This is a genomic window from Achromobacter sp. 2789STDY5608621 (genome assembly GCF_001299375.1).
GTDB classification, from domain to species: domain Bacteria; phylum Pseudomonadota; class Gammaproteobacteria; order Burkholderiales; family Burkholderiaceae_B; genus Achromobacter; species Achromobacter insuavis.
The window spans coordinates 1-15,732 of record NZ_CYTU01000014.1; the positions used below are offsets into that span (position 1 = coordinate 1).

The 15,732-nt window shown below is 70.2% G+C and carries 13 protein-coding genes; 6 read left to right on the forward strand and 7 right to left on the reverse strand.

Annotation, left to right across the window (positions count from 1 at the left end; translation table 11 throughout):
- Window positions 1-102: 102 nt before the first annotated feature.
- The 3 genes from AOZ53_RS15430 to AOZ53_RS15440 are packed head-to-tail and all read right to left on the reverse strand — an operon-like array spanning window position 103 to window position 3,957.
- Window positions 103-1,473, reverse strand: a complete 1,371-nt coding sequence (locus tag AOZ53_RS15430; RefSeq protein WP_054488381.1) for an LLM class flavin-dependent oxidoreductase — start codon at window positions 1,471-1,473, stop codon at window positions 103-105.
- Between the two features lie 20 nt (window positions 1,474-1,493).
- A complete protein-coding gene (locus tag AOZ53_RS15435) occupies window positions 1,494-2,711 on the reverse strand; it encodes an SfnB family sulfur acquisition oxidoreductase (RefSeq protein WP_082385647.1) in 1,218 nt (405 codons plus the stop codon).
- Window positions 2,712-2,715: 4 nt separating this feature from the next.
- A complete protein-coding gene (locus AOZ53_RS15440; protein WP_054488383.1) occupies window positions 2,716-3,957 on the reverse strand; it encodes an SfnB family sulfur acquisition oxidoreductase in 1,242 nt (413 codons plus the stop codon).
- A 229-nt stretch (window positions 3,958-4,186) separates the two neighbouring features.
- On the opposite strand from AOZ53_RS15440, the gene AOZ53_RS15445 reads away from it, so the two are divergent.
- The 6 genes from AOZ53_RS15445 (at window position 4,187) to AOZ53_RS15470 (ending at window position 10,865) form a co-directional block, all read left to right on the forward strand.
- Window positions 4,187-5,014 (forward strand): hypothetical protein, encoded by an 828-nt coding sequence (locus AOZ53_RS15445; RefSeq protein ID WP_054488385.1) that lies wholly within the window; start codon window positions 4,187-4,189, stop codon window positions 5,012-5,014.
- 37 nt (window positions 5,015-5,051) lie between these two features.
- Complete coding sequence (locus AOZ53_RS15450; protein ID WP_054433977.1) at window positions 5,052-6,740, forward strand: ABC transporter substrate-binding protein; 1,689 nt, start codon at window positions 5,052-5,054, stop codon at window positions 6,738-6,740.
- Window positions 6,741-6,753: 13 nt separating this feature from the next.
- Window positions 6,754-7,731: an ABC transporter permease gene (locus AOZ53_RS15455; protein WP_054433978.1), complete on the forward strand. Its 978-nt coding sequence runs from the start codon at window positions 6,754-6,756 to the stop codon at window positions 7,729-7,731.
- A complete protein-coding gene (locus AOZ53_RS15460) occupies window positions 7,728-8,612 on the forward strand; it encodes an ABC transporter permease (RefSeq protein ID WP_054488387.1) in 885 nt (294 codons plus the stop codon). Before AOZ53_RS15455 ends, AOZ53_RS15460 begins: the two co-directional genes overlap by 4 nt.
- Complete coding sequence (locus AOZ53_RS15465) at window positions 8,609-10,318, forward strand: ABC transporter ATP-binding protein (protein WP_054433980.1); 1,710 nt, start codon at window positions 8,609-8,611, stop codon at window positions 10,316-10,318. The genes AOZ53_RS15460 and AOZ53_RS15465 overlap by 4 nt, the downstream gene beginning before the upstream one ends.
- Window positions 10,319-10,427: 109 nt before the next feature.
- The gene (locus tag AOZ53_RS15470) at window positions 10,428-10,865 is read left to right on the forward strand and encodes a universal stress protein (protein ID WP_054433981.1); all 438 of its coding nucleotides are present in this window, start codon (window positions 10,428-10,430) and stop codon (window positions 10,863-10,865) included.
- Between the two features lie 12 nt (window positions 10,866-10,877).
- Here the strand turns inward: AOZ53_RS15470 and AOZ53_RS15475 are convergent, their stop codons facing one another.
- The 4 genes from AOZ53_RS15475 to AOZ53_RS15490 form a co-directional block, all read right to left on the reverse strand.
- Complete coding sequence (locus AOZ53_RS15475; protein ID WP_054488389.1) at window positions 10,878-11,894, reverse strand: 2Fe-2S iron-sulfur cluster-binding protein; 1,017 nt, start codon at window positions 11,892-11,894, stop codon at window positions 10,878-10,880.
- Between the two features lie 22 nt (window positions 11,895-11,916).
- Window positions 11,917-12,396 carry a GlcG/HbpS family heme-binding protein gene (locus AOZ53_RS15480; RefSeq protein WP_054433983.1) on the reverse strand — a complete coding sequence of 160 codons (480 nt, stop codon included), beginning with the start codon at window positions 12,394-12,396 and terminating at the stop codon, window positions 11,917-11,919.
- Window positions 12,397-12,416: 20 nt separating this feature from the next.
- Window positions 12,417-13,877 (reverse strand): aldehyde dehydrogenase family protein, encoded by a 1,461-nt coding sequence (locus tag AOZ53_RS15485; RefSeq protein WP_054433984.1) that lies wholly within the window; start codon window positions 13,875-13,877, stop codon window positions 12,417-12,419.
- Window positions 13,878-13,994: 117 nt separating this feature from the next.
- Complete coding sequence (locus tag AOZ53_RS15490) at window positions 13,995-15,527, reverse strand: hypothetical protein (protein WP_054488391.1); 1,533 nt, start codon at window positions 15,525-15,527, stop codon at window positions 13,995-13,997.
- Between the last annotated feature and the right edge of the window lie 205 nt (window positions 15,528-15,732).

The following is a 15,732-nucleotide window of genomic DNA, read 5'->3' on the forward strand; positions in this document are numbered from 1 at the left end:
AGTCCGGAGCGAACGCTCCGGACCGCAATCGTGGGCGCCCGCCATCGGGTCCGCCCGACCGAGGGGCGACCTACGAAGCAACATCCGCCACGCAAAAACAAGCTAAGCAATCACCCGCCGATACTCCCCAGCCACATGCTCCCCCGGCAACAACGCCCTCCCCGCCCCAAACAACTTCTCCCGCAACGTCCCCTCCGCATAAGCCGTCTTGTACACCCCCCGTTCCTGCAACTCCGGCACCACCAGATCCACGAAATCCGCATAGCACTCCGGCGTCACCGTCCTCGCCAGGTTGAAGCCGTCGATGTCCGTTTCTTCCACCCACGACGCCAGTTCATCGGCCACCTGCGACGCGCTGCCCACCAGCGCCGGGTAGCGGCCGCCCAGCGCCATGTCGGCCAGCAGGTCGCGCACCGTGCGGTCCGTGCGGGCCACCGTCAGGTTCTTCACCGCCGACTCGATCGCGTTGTTCTTCACGTAGCGGATCGGCTCGTCCGCCGCATAGCGCGAAAAATCGATGCCGGTCGAACTGGCGTAATGGGCCAGGCCCGCCTCCGGGTTGGCGTAGCGCAGGTACTCCGCGTGCTTCTCGCGCGCCTCGGCCTCGGTGCGGCCCACCACCGCCGTCACGCCCATGAAGAACTTGATATCGCGCGGATCGCGGCCCTCGCGGGCCACCGAATCGCGCACGCCCGCCACCAGCTTGCGCAGGCCTTCCTTGGTCTGGCTCGACACGAACACGCATTCCGCGTGGCGCGCCGCGAAGGCCTGGCCGCGGCCCGACGAGCCGGCCTGGTACAGCACCGGCGTGCGCTGGCGCGACGGTTCCGACAGGTGATAGCCCTGCACCTTGTAGTACTTGCCCTCGTGATCGATGCGCCGCACCGCCGCCGGATCGGCATAGACGCGCGCGCGCCGGTCGGCGCGCACCGCGCCGTCGTCCCAGCTGCCTTCCCACAGCTTGTAGGCCACCTCCAGGAACTCGTCGGCGCGGTCGTAGCGTTCGTCGTGCGCGATCTGTTCCGACAGGCCCATGGCGCGCGCCGCGCTCTCCAGGTAGCCGGTGACGATGTTCCAGCCGATGCGGCCATCGGTCAGGTGGTCCAGCGTCGAAAAGCGGCGCGCCAGCAGGTACGGCGCCTCGTAGGTCAGGTTCACCGTCACGCCGAAACCCAGGTGGCGGGTGGCGGCGGCCATGGCGGAGACCGTCAGCAGCGGGTCGTTGACCGGCAGTTGGATCGACTCGCGCAGCGTCAGGTCGGCCGAGTCCTGGTACACGTCGTAGACGCCGACGATGTCGGCCAGGAACAGCCCGTCGAACAGGCCGCGCTCCAGCAGGCGCGCCAGGTCGGTCCAGTAGTCCAGCGTCTTGTACCGCGTCGACGTATCGCGCGGATGCGTCCACAGACCGTGGTTGATGTGGCCCACGCAGTTCATGTTGAACGCGTTCAGGAGGATCTGCTTCTTCGCCATGGCGTGCGGTTCCGAGGGAATCAAGTGGTGCCGACGCGGCCGGGCGCGGCGTCGTTCAGGTAGTAGTTGCCGACCGCGTGGCGCTTCCAGCGCACCGGATCGTGCAGCGTGTGGGTGCGGGCGTTGCGCCAGTGGCGGTCCAGGTTCAATTGATCGAGCGTGGCCTGGGTGCCGGCCAGTTCGAACAGCTTGGTGCCGGCGGCCAGGGCCGACTCCGTCGTCAGGGCGCGGGCCTCGGCCACCGCGATGGCGGCGGCCGCCACCAGCTGCGGTTGCGGGTCGGCGGTGGCGATGTCGAGGATGCGGCCGGCGCGGGCCACCAGCGCGCGGGCCGCGTCCAGGCGGATCGACAGGCGGCCGAACTCGCTGACGGTCAACGGATCGTCGGCGGCGCGCTCGACGCCGGCGTCGATCCACGGCCGCGAGCGGTTGCGCACGAAATCCAGCGCATCCGCCAGGGCGGCCTGGCCGATGCCCAGGTCGATCGCGGCGTGGATGATCTGCGCCAGCGGCTTGATGGTGTTGGGCGGCGCGGCCGGATCGATCAGCACCATCACGTCCGCGGCGGGCACGGCCACGTCCTTGAACAGCACGGTGCCGCTGCCCGTCACGCGCTGGCCGAAACCGGACCAGTCGTCGATCACTTCCACGCCGGGGCTGTCGCGGCGCACGAAGGCCAGCCGCTGCAGGCCGTCCTCGCCCACCGTCGCGGTGGGGATCCATTGCGCGTAGAGCGCGCCGGTGCAATAGAACTTGCTGCCGTTGATGCGCCAGCCGCCCTGGCCATCGTCCGACAGGCGGGTGCGGCGCTCGGCCGCGGTGCGCGTGCCGATCTCGGCCAGCGCGTTGCCGAAGCGTTCGCCGGCCAGGGCGCGGGCGTAGAAGCGGCGCTGCTGGTCGGCGTTGCCGTTGACCCGCAACACCTCCAGCGCGTAGTAGTGGTTCTGCGGGATCTGGCCGAGCGAGCCGTCGGCGCCGGAGATGATCGCGGTGACTTGGGCCAGCGTCACCCGCGACACGCCGGCGCCGCCGTGTTCGCGCGGCACCGTGATGCCCCACAGCCCGGACTGCGAATAGCGCTCCAGCTCCGGCAGCGGCAGGCGCCGTTCGCGGTCGCGCACGGCGGCGTCGCGGGCGAAGTCGGCGGCCAGTTCGCGCGCGACGTCCAGCGCCTCGGCGTCGCTGCCGATGATCGCGGCGCGCTGCGGCGCCAGGGTCGAGATGGCGATGTCGGTCATGGCCTCAGATCCAGGAATGGCGGTTGGGGCGGCGCCCGTTCAACAGGTAATTGCCGACCGCGTGGTACTTCCAGCGCACCGGGTCGTGCAGCGTGTGGGTGCGGGCGTTGCGCCAATGACGGTCCAGGTTGAATTCCGCCAGCGAGGCGCGGGCGCCCGACAGTTCGAACAGCGTTTCGCTGGCCGCCAGGGCGATCTCGGTGGTCAGCGCCTTGGCCCGCGCCACCGCGATCGAGGCGGCGGCCACGTCATCGGTATCCAGCGCGCGCGGCGTGGCCTCGTCCAGGTGCGCCGCGGCCTCGGTCAGCACCGCCTGCGCCGCGTGCAGGTCGATGAACAGCCGGCCCACGTCGCCGATCACGTAGGGGTCCTGGGTGGCGCGCTCGACCCCGGCCTCGGCCCACGGCCGGGCGCGTTCGCGCAGGAATTTCACGGTGTCGTTCAGGGCCGCCTCGGCGATGCCGGCGTCGATGGCGGCCTGCATCAGCTGCGCGAACGGGCCTTGCAGCGCGGGCGTCTCCAGCAGCGTCCAGGCCGGCAGCACGGTATCCGCCTCGACCCGCACGTTGTCCAGCAGCACCGTGCCGCTGGCGGTGGTGCGCTGGCCGAAGCTGGACCAGTCGTCCACCACCGTCAGGCCGGGCGCGCCGCGCTCGAGCAGCACCGTCACCAGCCGGCCCTCGGTATCCAGCGCCTTGGTCGGAATCCAGTGCGCGTACAGCGCGCCGGTCGAATAGAACTTGCGGCCCGACAGCCGGTAGCCGTCGCCATCCGCCACCAGCCGCGCCTGCACGTCGCGCGCATGGCGCGTGTGGCGTTCGGGGCCGGCGTTGCCCAGCCGCCGGCCGGTCAGCACGCCCTCGTAGTAGCGCCGCTTCTGCTGCGGCGTGCCGACCTGCCGCAGCAGGTTGAGCGCGCCGAAGTGGTTCTGCGGAATCTGGCCCAGCGACGGGTCGGCCGCGCTGATGATGCGGAACACGTCGGCCAGCGTCACGTGCGAGACCTGCGCGCCGCCATACTCGCGCGGCACGGTGATGCCGCCCAGGCCGCTGGCCGAATAGCGTTCGATCTCGCGCCACGGCAGGCTGCGCGCCTGGTCGCGCTGCGCCGCGCCCTGGGCGAAGTCCGCCGCCAGCGCGTGCGCGGCGTCGATGGCCTCGCCGTCGCCGCGGATGCGGGCGGCGGGCACCACGCGCGGGGCCGCGTCGTCATCGATCGGGAGAGAGGAACTCGCGGCTTGGGGCATGGGACGATGCGGACGGAAGGGAAAGATGCAGCCTATCGGCCCGCCGCGGCGCGCGGAAGGACGGATTTCTCATGCGGATATTTGGAATCGGTATATGCGCCGGAGCGCGCCCATGCCCTCCATTAGCGGCCCGCGCCCGGGCATATCCAAATCACGAAAGAGTGTTTGCGGCGCGCTTCGGCGCTTGCTTAGAGTCGAGCTTTTCCGTTGACCGCCTGGCGTTGCCCTCATGCCCGAACTGGATCTGCCCATTGCCCTGGACTACGACGGCACGCTGGAAGCGCGCCTGTTCGACGACATCCGCCTGGCGGTCGCGCCGAACATTCCGGCCGCGCGCATCGAGCCGCCGCGCGACCTGGCCGGCGCCGCCGAGCGCCAGGCCGCCGGCGAGTACGCCGTCTGGAACACGGTGCACGACCTGTTCATCACCCAGGTGGCGGCGCACGCCATCGCCGGCCTGTTCCGCGATGACACCGATTTCCAGTTCGCGCTGGCGCGCCAGCTGGGCGACGACGCCGCCCATGCCGAGTTTTCGCTGGCGCGGGCCACCCTGCTGCTGGGTCGCGACGCCAGGCCGGAGGTCGAGCAGGGCGTGCGCGATGCCTGGGACCTGGTCGGCGGCTTCGCGCTGCGCAACTGGCAGAACTTCCTGGCCTGGCAGTTCCACTACGAGCACTACATCCTGGCGCGCCTGTTCGTGAACCGTCGCACCGCGCGGGTGCTGGACTTCGGCCATCGCGAATTCGGCGAGAACCGCATCCTGCCCGACGAGGAGGCGCATCGCATCCGCATCACGCAGTGGTGGCTGCGCAAGCTGGCCGGCGCCAGCGAGACCGAACGCCACGAGTGGACCGAAGGCCTGATCCAGGCCGACGAGGACGTGCAGCGCCTCCTCGGCCCCTACCTGCGCGACTCCTGGCAGCTGAACCTGCGCGCCACCGGCCTGGACACCCGCGGCCACGTCGCGCTGTACGACGCCTGGCGGCGCGAACTGCTCGCCACCCTCCTGCGCGTGGCGCCCGACGACCTGCCCGCCCTGACCAGCCTGGCCGCCTGACGCGGCCGCACTCCCCCTCACGACCGAAGGAACCCGCATGACCCAGCCCTTGCCCCCGGCGCCCGCCACCGACGCGCCGCAGGATGACGTCAACCCCCTGCGCCGCTGGCTGATGAGCGCCGGCGCGCTGATGGGCGCCGGCGCCCTCTTCCCCAATGTGATCTTCGCGCCCGCCTATGCAGACACGCAGAGCCTGCCCAACACCGTGCAGGGCGCGGTCAAGGGCGGCGTGCTGAACGCGGTGGTGCATCCCGAGCCGCCCACGCTGGCCTTCTACCTGAACTCGTCCACCCCCACCGGCGCCGTGGCCAGCAAGATCTTCGACGGCCTGGTGGAATACGGCCCCGACCTGAAGCCACGGCCGCTGCTGGCGGAAAGCTGGAGCGTCGCCGACGACGGCAAGACCATCACCTTCAAGCTGCGCCAGGGCGTGCAATGGCACGACGGCAAGCCGTTCACCGCCGCCGACGTCAAGTGGTCGGCCGAGGAAGTCTGGCTCAAGCACGCGCCCAGCGCGCGCCGCGTGTTCCAGTACCTGCAGCGGGTCGAGACGCCCGACGACCACACCGTGGTGCTGCACCTGTCGCAGCCCACGCCGGTGGCGCTCAACGCCATCGACTCGCTGGGCGCGCCGATCCTGCCGCGCCACCTGTTCGAAGGCACCGACATCCAGAACAACCCGTACAACAACAAGCCAGTGGGCACCGGGCCGTTCGTCTTCAAGGAATGGAACCGCGGCAACTACATCGTGCTCGAGCGCAACGAGCACTACTGGCAGCCCGAGCGCCCGTTCCTGGACCGCATCGTCTGGAAGATCGTGCCCGACGTCTCGGGCCGCGCCACCGCGCTGGAGACGGGCGCGGTCTCGTACGGCGAGCGCAATCCGGTGGCGTTCACCGACGCCACCCGCCTGTCCAGGCTGCCCAAGCTGGCGGTGGACACGGCCGGCTACAACGGCTTTGCCGCCTGGCTGTGGCTGGAAGCCAACCTGCGCGATCCGATCCTGTCCAACCTCAAGGTGCGCCAGGCCATCGCCCACGCCGTCGACAAGCGGGCGCTGGTGAAGACGGTGTGGAACGGCTACGCCGAGCCCTTCGTCAGCCCGGTGCCGTCGCTGGTCAAGCCCTATCACAACCCCAACGTGCAGCAGTATCCCTACGACCCGGCGCTGGCCGAGAAGCTGCTGGACGAGGCCGGCTACCCGCGCGGCGCCGGCGGCTGGCGCTTCGCGCTGACGCACGACTACATCCCGTTCGGCGACGATTACCGCCGCACCGGCGAGTTCGTGCGGCAGGCGCTGCGCAAGATCGGCATCGACGTGACGCTGCGCGGCCTGGACCTGGCCACCTGGACCCGCAACGTCTTCACCGACTACAACTTCCAGCTCATCAGCTCGTGGGGCACGGTGCTGATCGACCCGCAGCTGGGCGTGGAGACGCGCTACTGGAGCAAGGCGGAAGCGCGCGGCACGCCCTGGTACAACGTGTCCGGCTACAACAACCCCGAGATGGACCGCGTCATCGAGGCGGCCCAGGTCGAGACCGATCCGCAAAAGCGCATCGAGCAGTACAACGAACTGCAGCGCCTGGCGCAGCGCGACCTGCCGCTGATCGGCCTGTTCGAGTTCCGCTGGTTCGGCGTGTGGGACAAGCAGCTGCGCAACGTGACCGACGCCTCGTCGCACTCGCGCAACAACTTCGCCCACGTCTGGCTCGGCAAGGCCTGAGGAAGCCCGCGTCATGCTTGCGCGCCTGCCCCGCCCCGTCCGCTACCTGCTGCAGATCCTGTTCGTGGTGGCCGCCACCGGGGTGGCCAACTTCTTCCTGCTCAAGCTGGTGCCGGGCGACCTGGTGGACGTGATCGCCGCCGAGAACAGCGGCATCACCCCCGCCCACGTGGCCGAGCTGCGGCAGGCCTACGGCCTGGACCAGGGCGTGCTGGCGCAGCTGGGGTACTACCTCAAGAGCCTGGCGTCGCTGGACCTGGGCTACTCGTTCCGCTACGGCGAACCGGTGGCCCACCTGATCCTGGGCCGCCTGCCCGCCACGCTGGCGCTGATCGGCACCGGTCTGGCGCTGTCGGTGGCGCTGGGCGTGCTGCTCGGCGTGCTGGCGGCGCGGCGGCCGCACGGCCTGCTGGACACGCTGCTGTCGGGCCTGGCCACGGCGGGCTATTCGGCGCCGATGTTCTGGACCGCGCTGATGCTGATCGTCGGCTTCGGCGTGCACCTGGACTGGCTGCCGGTGGGCGGCATCCGCGACGTCGGCGCCGCCTACACCGGCTGGGCGCTGTGGCTGGACTATGCGCGCCACCTGGCGCTGCCGGTGGCCACGGTGGCGATCTACTACGTCGCCATCTACGCGCGGCTGTCGCGCGCCTCCATGATCGAGACGCTGCAGGAAGACTACATCCGCACCGCCCGCGCCCGCGGCAACGGCGAGGCCCGCGTGATCTGGCGCCACGCGCTGCGCAACGCCATCCTGCCGGTGGTCACCATGCTCGGCCTGCAGAGCAGCGCGCTGCTGGGCGGCAGCATCGTGGTCGAAACCGTGTTCGCCTGGCCCGGCCTGGGGCAGCTGTCGTTCGAGGCCATCGCCAGCCGCGACGTCAACCTGCTGCTGGGCATCCTGCTGATGAGCGCGGCGCTGGTGGCGGTCATGAACATCGCCGTGGACGCCTGCTACGGCCTGCTGGATCCCCGCGTGAGGAAGACATGAAACCCGCCTTGCTGTTCCTGGCGCGCCTGCTGCGCTCGCCGTCCGCCGCCATCGGCGCGGCGGTCCTGCTGGCGCTGGTGGCCGCGGCCGCCACGGCCGGCTGGCTGTATCCGGGCGACCCGCTCGAAATGGTCGGCGCGCCCTTCACCTGGCCCGGGACCGACGCGGCGTTTCCGGCCGGCACCGACCTGATGGGCCGCGACATCCTGGCCGGCCTGTTCCACGGCGCCCGCGTCTCGCTGCTGGTGGGCGGCGCCTCGGCCGCCATCGCGCTGGCGCTGGGGCTGCTGGTGGGCGCCATCGCCGGCTACGCCGGGCCGCGCGTGGACGCGGCGCTGATGCGCCTGACCGAACTGTTCCAGACGGTGCCCTCGTTCCTGCTGGCGATCGTGCTGGTGGCGATCCTGGGGCCGTCGCTGTCGACCATCATCTTCGCGCTGGGCGTGACCTCCTGGACCGGCATCGCGCGCCTGACGCGCGGCGAGTTCATCACCCTGCGCGAGCGCGAATTCGTGCGTGCCGCGCAGGCGCTGGGCGCCGGCCACGCCCGCATCATCTTCCGCGAGATCCTGCCCAACGCGCTGCCGCCCATCATCGTCACCACCGCGGTGCTGGTGGCCAACGCCATCCTGTCCGAGGCCGGCCTGTCGTTCCTGGGCCTGGGCGACCCCAACGTGGTCAGCTGGGGCAGCATGGTCGGCGCCGGCCGCGAAGCGTTGCGCACCGCCTGGTACATGACCGCCCTGCCGGGCCTGACCATCATGGCGGCCGTGCTGGCCCTGAACCTGCTGAGCGACGCCATCAACGACGCGCTCAATCCCAAGCTGCGGCGGCGCGCCGCCGTAGCGCCCGCCGCCCCGCTACCGACCGCCTCCCCATGAGCACACTGATCGACATCCAAGGGCTGAACGTGGCCTTCCCCGGCCACCAGGCCGTCAGCGGGCTGGACCTGCGCATCGCCGCCGGCGAGACCCTGGCGCTGGTGGGCGAATCCGGTTGCGGCAAGTCCACCACCGCGCTGGCGCTGCTCGGCCTACTGCCGCGCCACGCCCGCGCCAGCGGCCGCATCCTGTTCGAGGGCCGCGACCTGCTGGCGCTGCCCGAACGCCAGCGCTGCGCCCTGCGCGGCGACCGCATCGCCATGATCTTCCAGGAGCCGATGACCAGCCTGAACCCGGTGCTGACGCTGGGCCAGCAGATCGGCGAGGCCCTGCGGCTGCATCGCGGCGCCTCGGCCCGGGCCGCGCGGCAACGCGCGATCGAACTGCTGGACCTGGTGCGCGTGCCCGAACCGCAGCGCCGCGTCGACGACTATCCGCACCTGCTGTCGGGCGGTCAGCGCCAGCGCGCCATGATCGCCGCCGCCATCGCCTGCGAGCCCGCGCTGCTGGTGGCCGACGAGCCCACCACCGCGCTCGACGTGACGGTGCAGGCGCAGATCCTGCGGCTGCTGGACGACCTGCGCTCGGCGCTGGGCATGGGCCTGCTGCTGATCACCCATGACCTGGCGGTGGTCGGCGACTGGGCCGACCGCGTCGCGGTCATGGTGAACGGCGAGAAGGTCGAGGAAGGCGCCGCCGCCACGCTACTGTCGCGGCCGCGCCATCCCTACACCCAGGGCCTGCTGGGCGCCTCGCTGCGCCTGGACGACGCCACCCACTACCGCCAGCGGCGCCTGCCGGAGATCCGCACCCGGCTGGACCCGGCCTCGGGACGGCCGGTCTTCGGCCTGGTGACGCCGCCGCGCCTGACCGCCGCCAACGATGCGGCGGCGGGCGACCCCCACCCCCTGCCCCTGATGCAGGTGCGCGACCTGCGGGTCGACTACGCCACCCGCCAGGGCGCCAAGCGCGCCGTGGACGGCGTGTCGTTCGAGATCGCGCCCGGCGAGACGCTGGGCCTGGTGGGCGAATCCGGCTGCGGCAAGTCGACCCTGTCGCGCACCCTGGTGCGGCTGCTGGCGCCCGCCGCCGGGCAGATCCTGCTGCGCGGGCAGGACACCGCGCGCCTGGACCGGCGCGGCCTGGCGGCCTACCGCCAAAGCGTGCAGATGATCTTCCAGGACCCCTACGCCTCGCTCAACCCGCGCCACACGGTCGGCGACATCCTGGAGTCAGCGCTGCGCATCCACCACGTCACCGACCGCCAGGAACGGCGCCGCCGCATCGCCCACATGCTGGACGCGGTCGGCCTGCCGCACGCCGCCCTGGCGCGCTACCCCAGCGAATTCTCGGGCGGCCAGCGCCAGCGCATCGGCATCGCCCGCGCCCTGGTGCTGCGGCCGTCGCTGGTGATCTGCGACGAACCGGTATCGGCGCTGGACGTCTCGGTGCAGGCGCAGATCCTGAACCTGCTGGTCGACCTGAAGGCCGAGTTCAACCTGTCGTACCTGTTCATCTCGCACGACCTGTCGGTGGTGCACTATCTGGCCGACCGGGTGCTGGTGATGCACGCCGGCCGCATCGTCGAGGAAGGCCCCAACGCCACCCTGTGGCGCGAGGCCCGCCACCCCTACACGCGCAGCCTGATCGAGGCGCTGCCGCGCGGCCTGGACGGGGAAGGGGAAACCCTGCGTCGCCGCGCCTGACAGGGCGGGGCGCGGCGCTCATCCGAATGCGGTACTGGATTGCGGGCAGGGGCGGGCCTATACTGGATTGGCCCTTGCTGGACGTTCCTTTTCTCAAAGGAGACGCAACATGTACAGGCATCTGCTCATCGCCGTGGACGGCTCCCTGCTGTCCGAGTCGGCGTTCAAGAAGGCGCTCGTTTTCGCCAAGGAAATGAACGCCTCCATCACCCTGTTGCGCGCCATCCCGGAAGATCACCTGACGGTCTACCAGGCCGAGATGCTGGGCGCGCACCAGGCCCAGCACACCGACCAGGCCCGCAAGAACGCCAGCGCCTATCTCGACGGGCTGGAGACCGAGGCGCGCCACGCGCTGGTGCCGTGCGAGACCGCCGTCGCCGTCAACGACCATCCACACGAGGCCATCGTCGACACCGCGCAGCAGCGCGGCTGCGACCTGATCGTGATGGGATCGCATGGCCGCCACGGCATGACCGGCTTCCTGCTCGGCAGCGAGACCCAGCGCGTGCTGGCGCGCACCAAGCTGCCGGTGCTGGTGTTCCGCTAGGCGGGCGTCGCCTTACGGCATCGCCGCCGCGGCCGGCGCGTGCTGGAAGGTGAAGCTGTCGGCGTAGACGTGATCGAGGCTGGCACCGCGCCCCGCCAGCAGCGCGGTCGCCTCGCTGATCATCGCCGGCGCGCCGCACAGGTAGATGGCGTGCTCGGACAGGTCGCCGTGGTCCGCCAGCACCGCCTGTTGCACATGGCCGCGCCGCCCCTGCCAATCGGCGCCGGCGCGCGACAGCACCGGCACGAAATTGAACTCGTAGAGGCGCCCGGCCCAGCCCGCGATCTGGTCGCGCAGGTACAGGTCGGCCTCGGTCCGCATGCCCCAGTAGAGCGTCACCGGCGGGCAATCGTCGCTGTCCAGCAGCGATTCCAGGATGGCCTTGATCGGCGCGATGCCGGTGCCGGTCGCCATCATGATCATCGGCCGCCAATCTTCCTCGTGGTAGCTGAACACCCCCAGCGGCGCCTCGATCTCGAGCGCCGCGCCCGGCCGCGCCTGGCCCAGCCACTGGTCGGTGTAGCGGCCGCCCGGAATGCGGCGCACGTGGAAATCCACCAGGTTGCCGGCGGGCGCCGAGGCCATCGAAAAACTGCGGGTGGCGCCGTCCGGCAGCACCACGTTCATGTACTGCCCGGGCGCGTAGTCCAGCGGCGCATCCGGCGGCAGCGCCAGCGTCAGGTGGATGACGTCGTCGCACAGCGACGCGATGCGGTGCACGGTGGCATCCAGCCGGCGCGGCTCGGCGAATTGGCGCCGGTTGGCGACGCTGATGCACAAGTCGCCGCGGGGCCGCGCCTGGCAGGCCAGGGCATAGCCCTGGGCCGCCTCTTCCGGCGTCAGCGCCATCGGGAACTCCTCGTAATCGACCGCCCCTTCGGCCAGCTTGATGCGGCAGGTGCCGCAGCCGCCGAAGGTGCATTCATGCGGCAGCCGGACCGCGGCGCGCTCGGCCGCCGCCAGCACGGATTCGCCGGGCTCGGCCTCGAAGGTCTGTCCGGTCTCGAGCAGATGAACGCGATGTGCCATGGAATTCCCCGCCTGCCGGCGCTTATTTCTTGATGTCCGCCTGCACCAGCACCTTCAGGCCGCGCGGCTCCAGCATTTCGGCCAGCGCCGTCAGCGCCGCCAGGCCCGCCTGGGTGTCCTGTTCGCCGTTGCCGCCGCTCAGGCCGACGCCGCCGATGACCTCGTCGTTGACCACGATGGGAAAGCCGCCCACGAACGCCGCGAACTTGCCCTCGAAGCTCCACTGGATGCCGAAGGCCTCGTTGCCGGGCAGCGCCGGCCCGTTGGGCGGCGTGGTGAACAGGTGCGTCGAACGCTTGTGGCCGGCGGCGGTGAAGGCCTTGTTCCAGGCGATCTGCGGGCCGGTGATGCGGGCGCCGTCCATGCGCTCCAGCGCGATCGGGTAGCCGCCGTCATCGACGATGCACACCGATTCCAGCACGCCGATCTGTTCCGATCGGGCGATGGCCGCGCGCACCATGGCGCGCGCTTCTTCCAGTTCCAGGCGATAGATCTGCTTCATGTCTGTTCTCCAAAGGGCCGTCAGCCGGCGCGGTAGACGGTCTTGATCTGGGTGTAGAACTCCAGCCCGACCCGGCCCGATTCGCGGAAGGTCGAGGTGCTGGAACTTTTCAGGCCGCCGAACGGCGCGTTGATGAGATTGCCGGTGGTGGTGCGGTTGATCTTGACGGTGCCGGCCTGGATGTCGCGCGCGAAGCGATGGGCGTAGCGCGCGTCGCGGGTGGCGATGGCGGCGGCCAGGCCGTACTCGGTGTCGTTGGCGCAGGCGATGGCCTCGTCGTAGCCGTCCACCGCGATCAGCGCCAGCACCGGGCCGAAGATCTCCTCGCGCGCGATGCGCATCTGCTGCGTCACGTCGGTGAACAGGGCCGGGGTCACGTAATAGCCGCGCTCGAAGCCCGGACCGTCCAGGCGCTCGCCGCCGATCAGATGGGTGGCTTCCTGCTTGCCCAGCGCGATGTAGCTCAGCACCGTGTCGAGCTGCTTGCGGGTGGCCAGCGGCCCCAGGTCGAAATTGCCCTCCAGGCCGTTGCCGATGGTCAGCTTGGCCATGCGCGCCAGGAGCTTCTCGGTGAACGCCGGCAGCACCTTGCGATCGACCAGCAGCCGGCTGGTGCCGGTGCAGGCCTGGCCGCTGAGCGAGAACCCGCCCTTGACCGCCAGGTCCACCGCGCGATCCAGGTCGGCGTCGGCCAGCACGATCAGCGGGTTCTTGCCGCCCAGCTCCATCTGCGTGCGCGTGGTCAGGCCGGCGCCGCGGTGGATCTGCTCGCCGGCGGAGGTCGAGCCGGTGAAGGAAATGGCGCGCACCGCCGGCGCGGTGGTGATGGCCTGCCCCACCTTCGAGGCCGGCCCCGTCACGAAATTCAGCACGCCCGGCGGCAGTCCCGCCTCGATCAGCGCCTGCGCCAGGCGGTAGCCGGACAGCGGCGCGTCCGACGATGGCTTGAACACCACGGTATTGCCGGTGATCAGCGCCGGCGCGATCTTGCGCGCCGGAATCGAGATCGGGAAGTTCCACGGCGAGATCACCGTCACCACGCCCAGCGGCTCGCGCTGGCTGTAGACCACCATGTCCGGATCGTCGTTGACGAAGGTCTCGCCGGTGAACGACTGCCCTTCCACCGCATAGAACCGCAGGGTCTGGGCCGAGCGCAGCACTTCGTCTCGCGCCAGCGCCAGGCCCTTGCCTTCCTCGCGGGTCAGTTCGCGCGCGACGCTGTCGGCGCGGTCCTCCAGCAGTTGGGCAGCGCGGAACAGGATGGCGGCGCGCTTGGAGATCGGCGTGTCGCGCCAGGCGGGAAAGGCGGCGGCCGCCGCCGCCACGGCGCGGGCGCCATCGGTGGCGTCCGATTGCTGGAACCGCCCCACCACGTCGGCGCTGTCGGCCGGGTTCAGGTTCGGCGCCGTCGCGCCCGAGGCGCAGGCGACCCATTCGCCGCCGATGTGATTCAGAAATGCCTGCTGCGAAAGCTCGTCCACGGAAGTCCTTCCTTTGCCGGGCTGGCCGGGATGCCCGGAAATTGGCCGTCTGAGGTAATTTCTGAACATTGTATACTTTAATCTAAATGGTTCGATCCGCGTAAACCCGAACCGGCGTCAATGCCAGATCAGCACGGCGCAGATCGTCGACACGAATAGCGCCAGCAGCACGGGCAGCAGCAGCGCCCGCACCAGCGACAGCACGTGGACGCGCGCAAACCCCGCCACGGCGATCAATGACGACCAGGCGATCAGGGTGCCGCCGCCGGTCCACACCGCGCCCATCTGGCCCACCGCCGCCAGCGTGGCCGGGTCCACGCCCACCACCGGCCCCAGCGCGCCCGACAGCGTGCCCGTCAGCGGCAGGCCGGCGAAACCCGAGCCGTCGATGCCGGTGATCATCCCCACCAGCAGCACGCCGAACGCCACCAGGAAGTGGTTCTCGGGAATCAGGTGCTGGCCCGCCGAGATCACTTCGAACAGCAGCCCCGGGGCCTGCGCCTGCGGCATGCCCAGGATCTGCGCGGCGGTCTCGTTGGCGCCGACGAAGAAGAAGCCGGCGATCGGCAGCACCGAGCCCATCGCCTTGAAGGCGAACACGAAGCCGTCGGTGACGTGCTCGGGGCAGACGTCCAGCATCTTGCGCGGCCCTTCGGCGGCCAGCGTCACCAGCATCATCACCACGAACGCCACGCCGCCCACCAGGGCCGCCGCGTCGCCGCCGCGCAGCGCCGGCAGCGACGGGAACAGCCGCGGCAGCACCATCACCGCGATCACGCCCAGAAAGGCCAGCGGCGTCACCACCGCGAACACGCGCGACCAGCGCACCCGGCGCCGTTCCTCGTCGTCCAGCCCCGGCCCGCGCGGCAGCGCCGGGTTGGCGCCCATGGTGCCGCGCGCCAGCTCGGCCTTGTCGAACGAGCCGGACTGCTCGATCTCGGCCAGGCTGCCGTCCTGGGCGCGCGCCTGCCAGGCCGACAACAGGCCCGGGTCGGCCGGCACGATGTGCTTGCGCACCAGCAGGTAGGCGAGGGTCAGCGCCACCGCGCCGGTGATCAACGACAGCACCAGCGCGCGGTCCGCCACCACCGCGGCGCTGACCGCCGCGCCGGCGGCCTTGGCGCTGATGCCCGGCGCCACGCCGATCACGTAGTCGGACGACAGCGCCATGCCCTGCCCGGCGATGGCGATGGCCATGGCGCCCGCCAGCGGCGGCAGCCCGGCCGCGATGGCCGCCGGCAGCAGGATCGCGGACACCAGCGGCACCGCCGGCGTCGGCCAGAAGAACAGCGAGATCACATAGGTACAGAGGGCGATGATGACGAACGACGAATGGCCGCCGCGCATCACCCGCCGGAACGGCTGCACCATGCGCACGTCCGCCTGCAGCGTCTTGAGCGCGTTGAGCAGGGCGGTCATGAAGGTGATGACCAGGAAAATGTTGAAAAGCTCTTTGGCGGCCACGAAGCTGGCCGAGAAGATGCCGATCAGCGCGCTGATCGGGTTGCCGGTGATGGCCAGCACCACCAGAAAAGTGCCGATGACCGACGGCACCACCACGTTGGCCCGCAGGACCATCGTCAGGATGATGGCGGCGACGCTGGCCAGGTACATCCAGTGAGCGGCGTTGAGGACGACGTCCGATTGCATGCGCTATTCCCCTTGTGACGTGGCTGTTGAGATCGCCACTTCGGTATACTATATTTCGTTATGCGCCATACCAACCGAAATATGCGCCGCCTAGGGAAACCGATAATTCTGAAATTTCCATGAATATCCCAGGAAAATCAGTGCATTAAGTTGGGGCGCAAGCCCAATCTTGGTGCACGACCGGTTTTCAGTCAGACTACCGTAT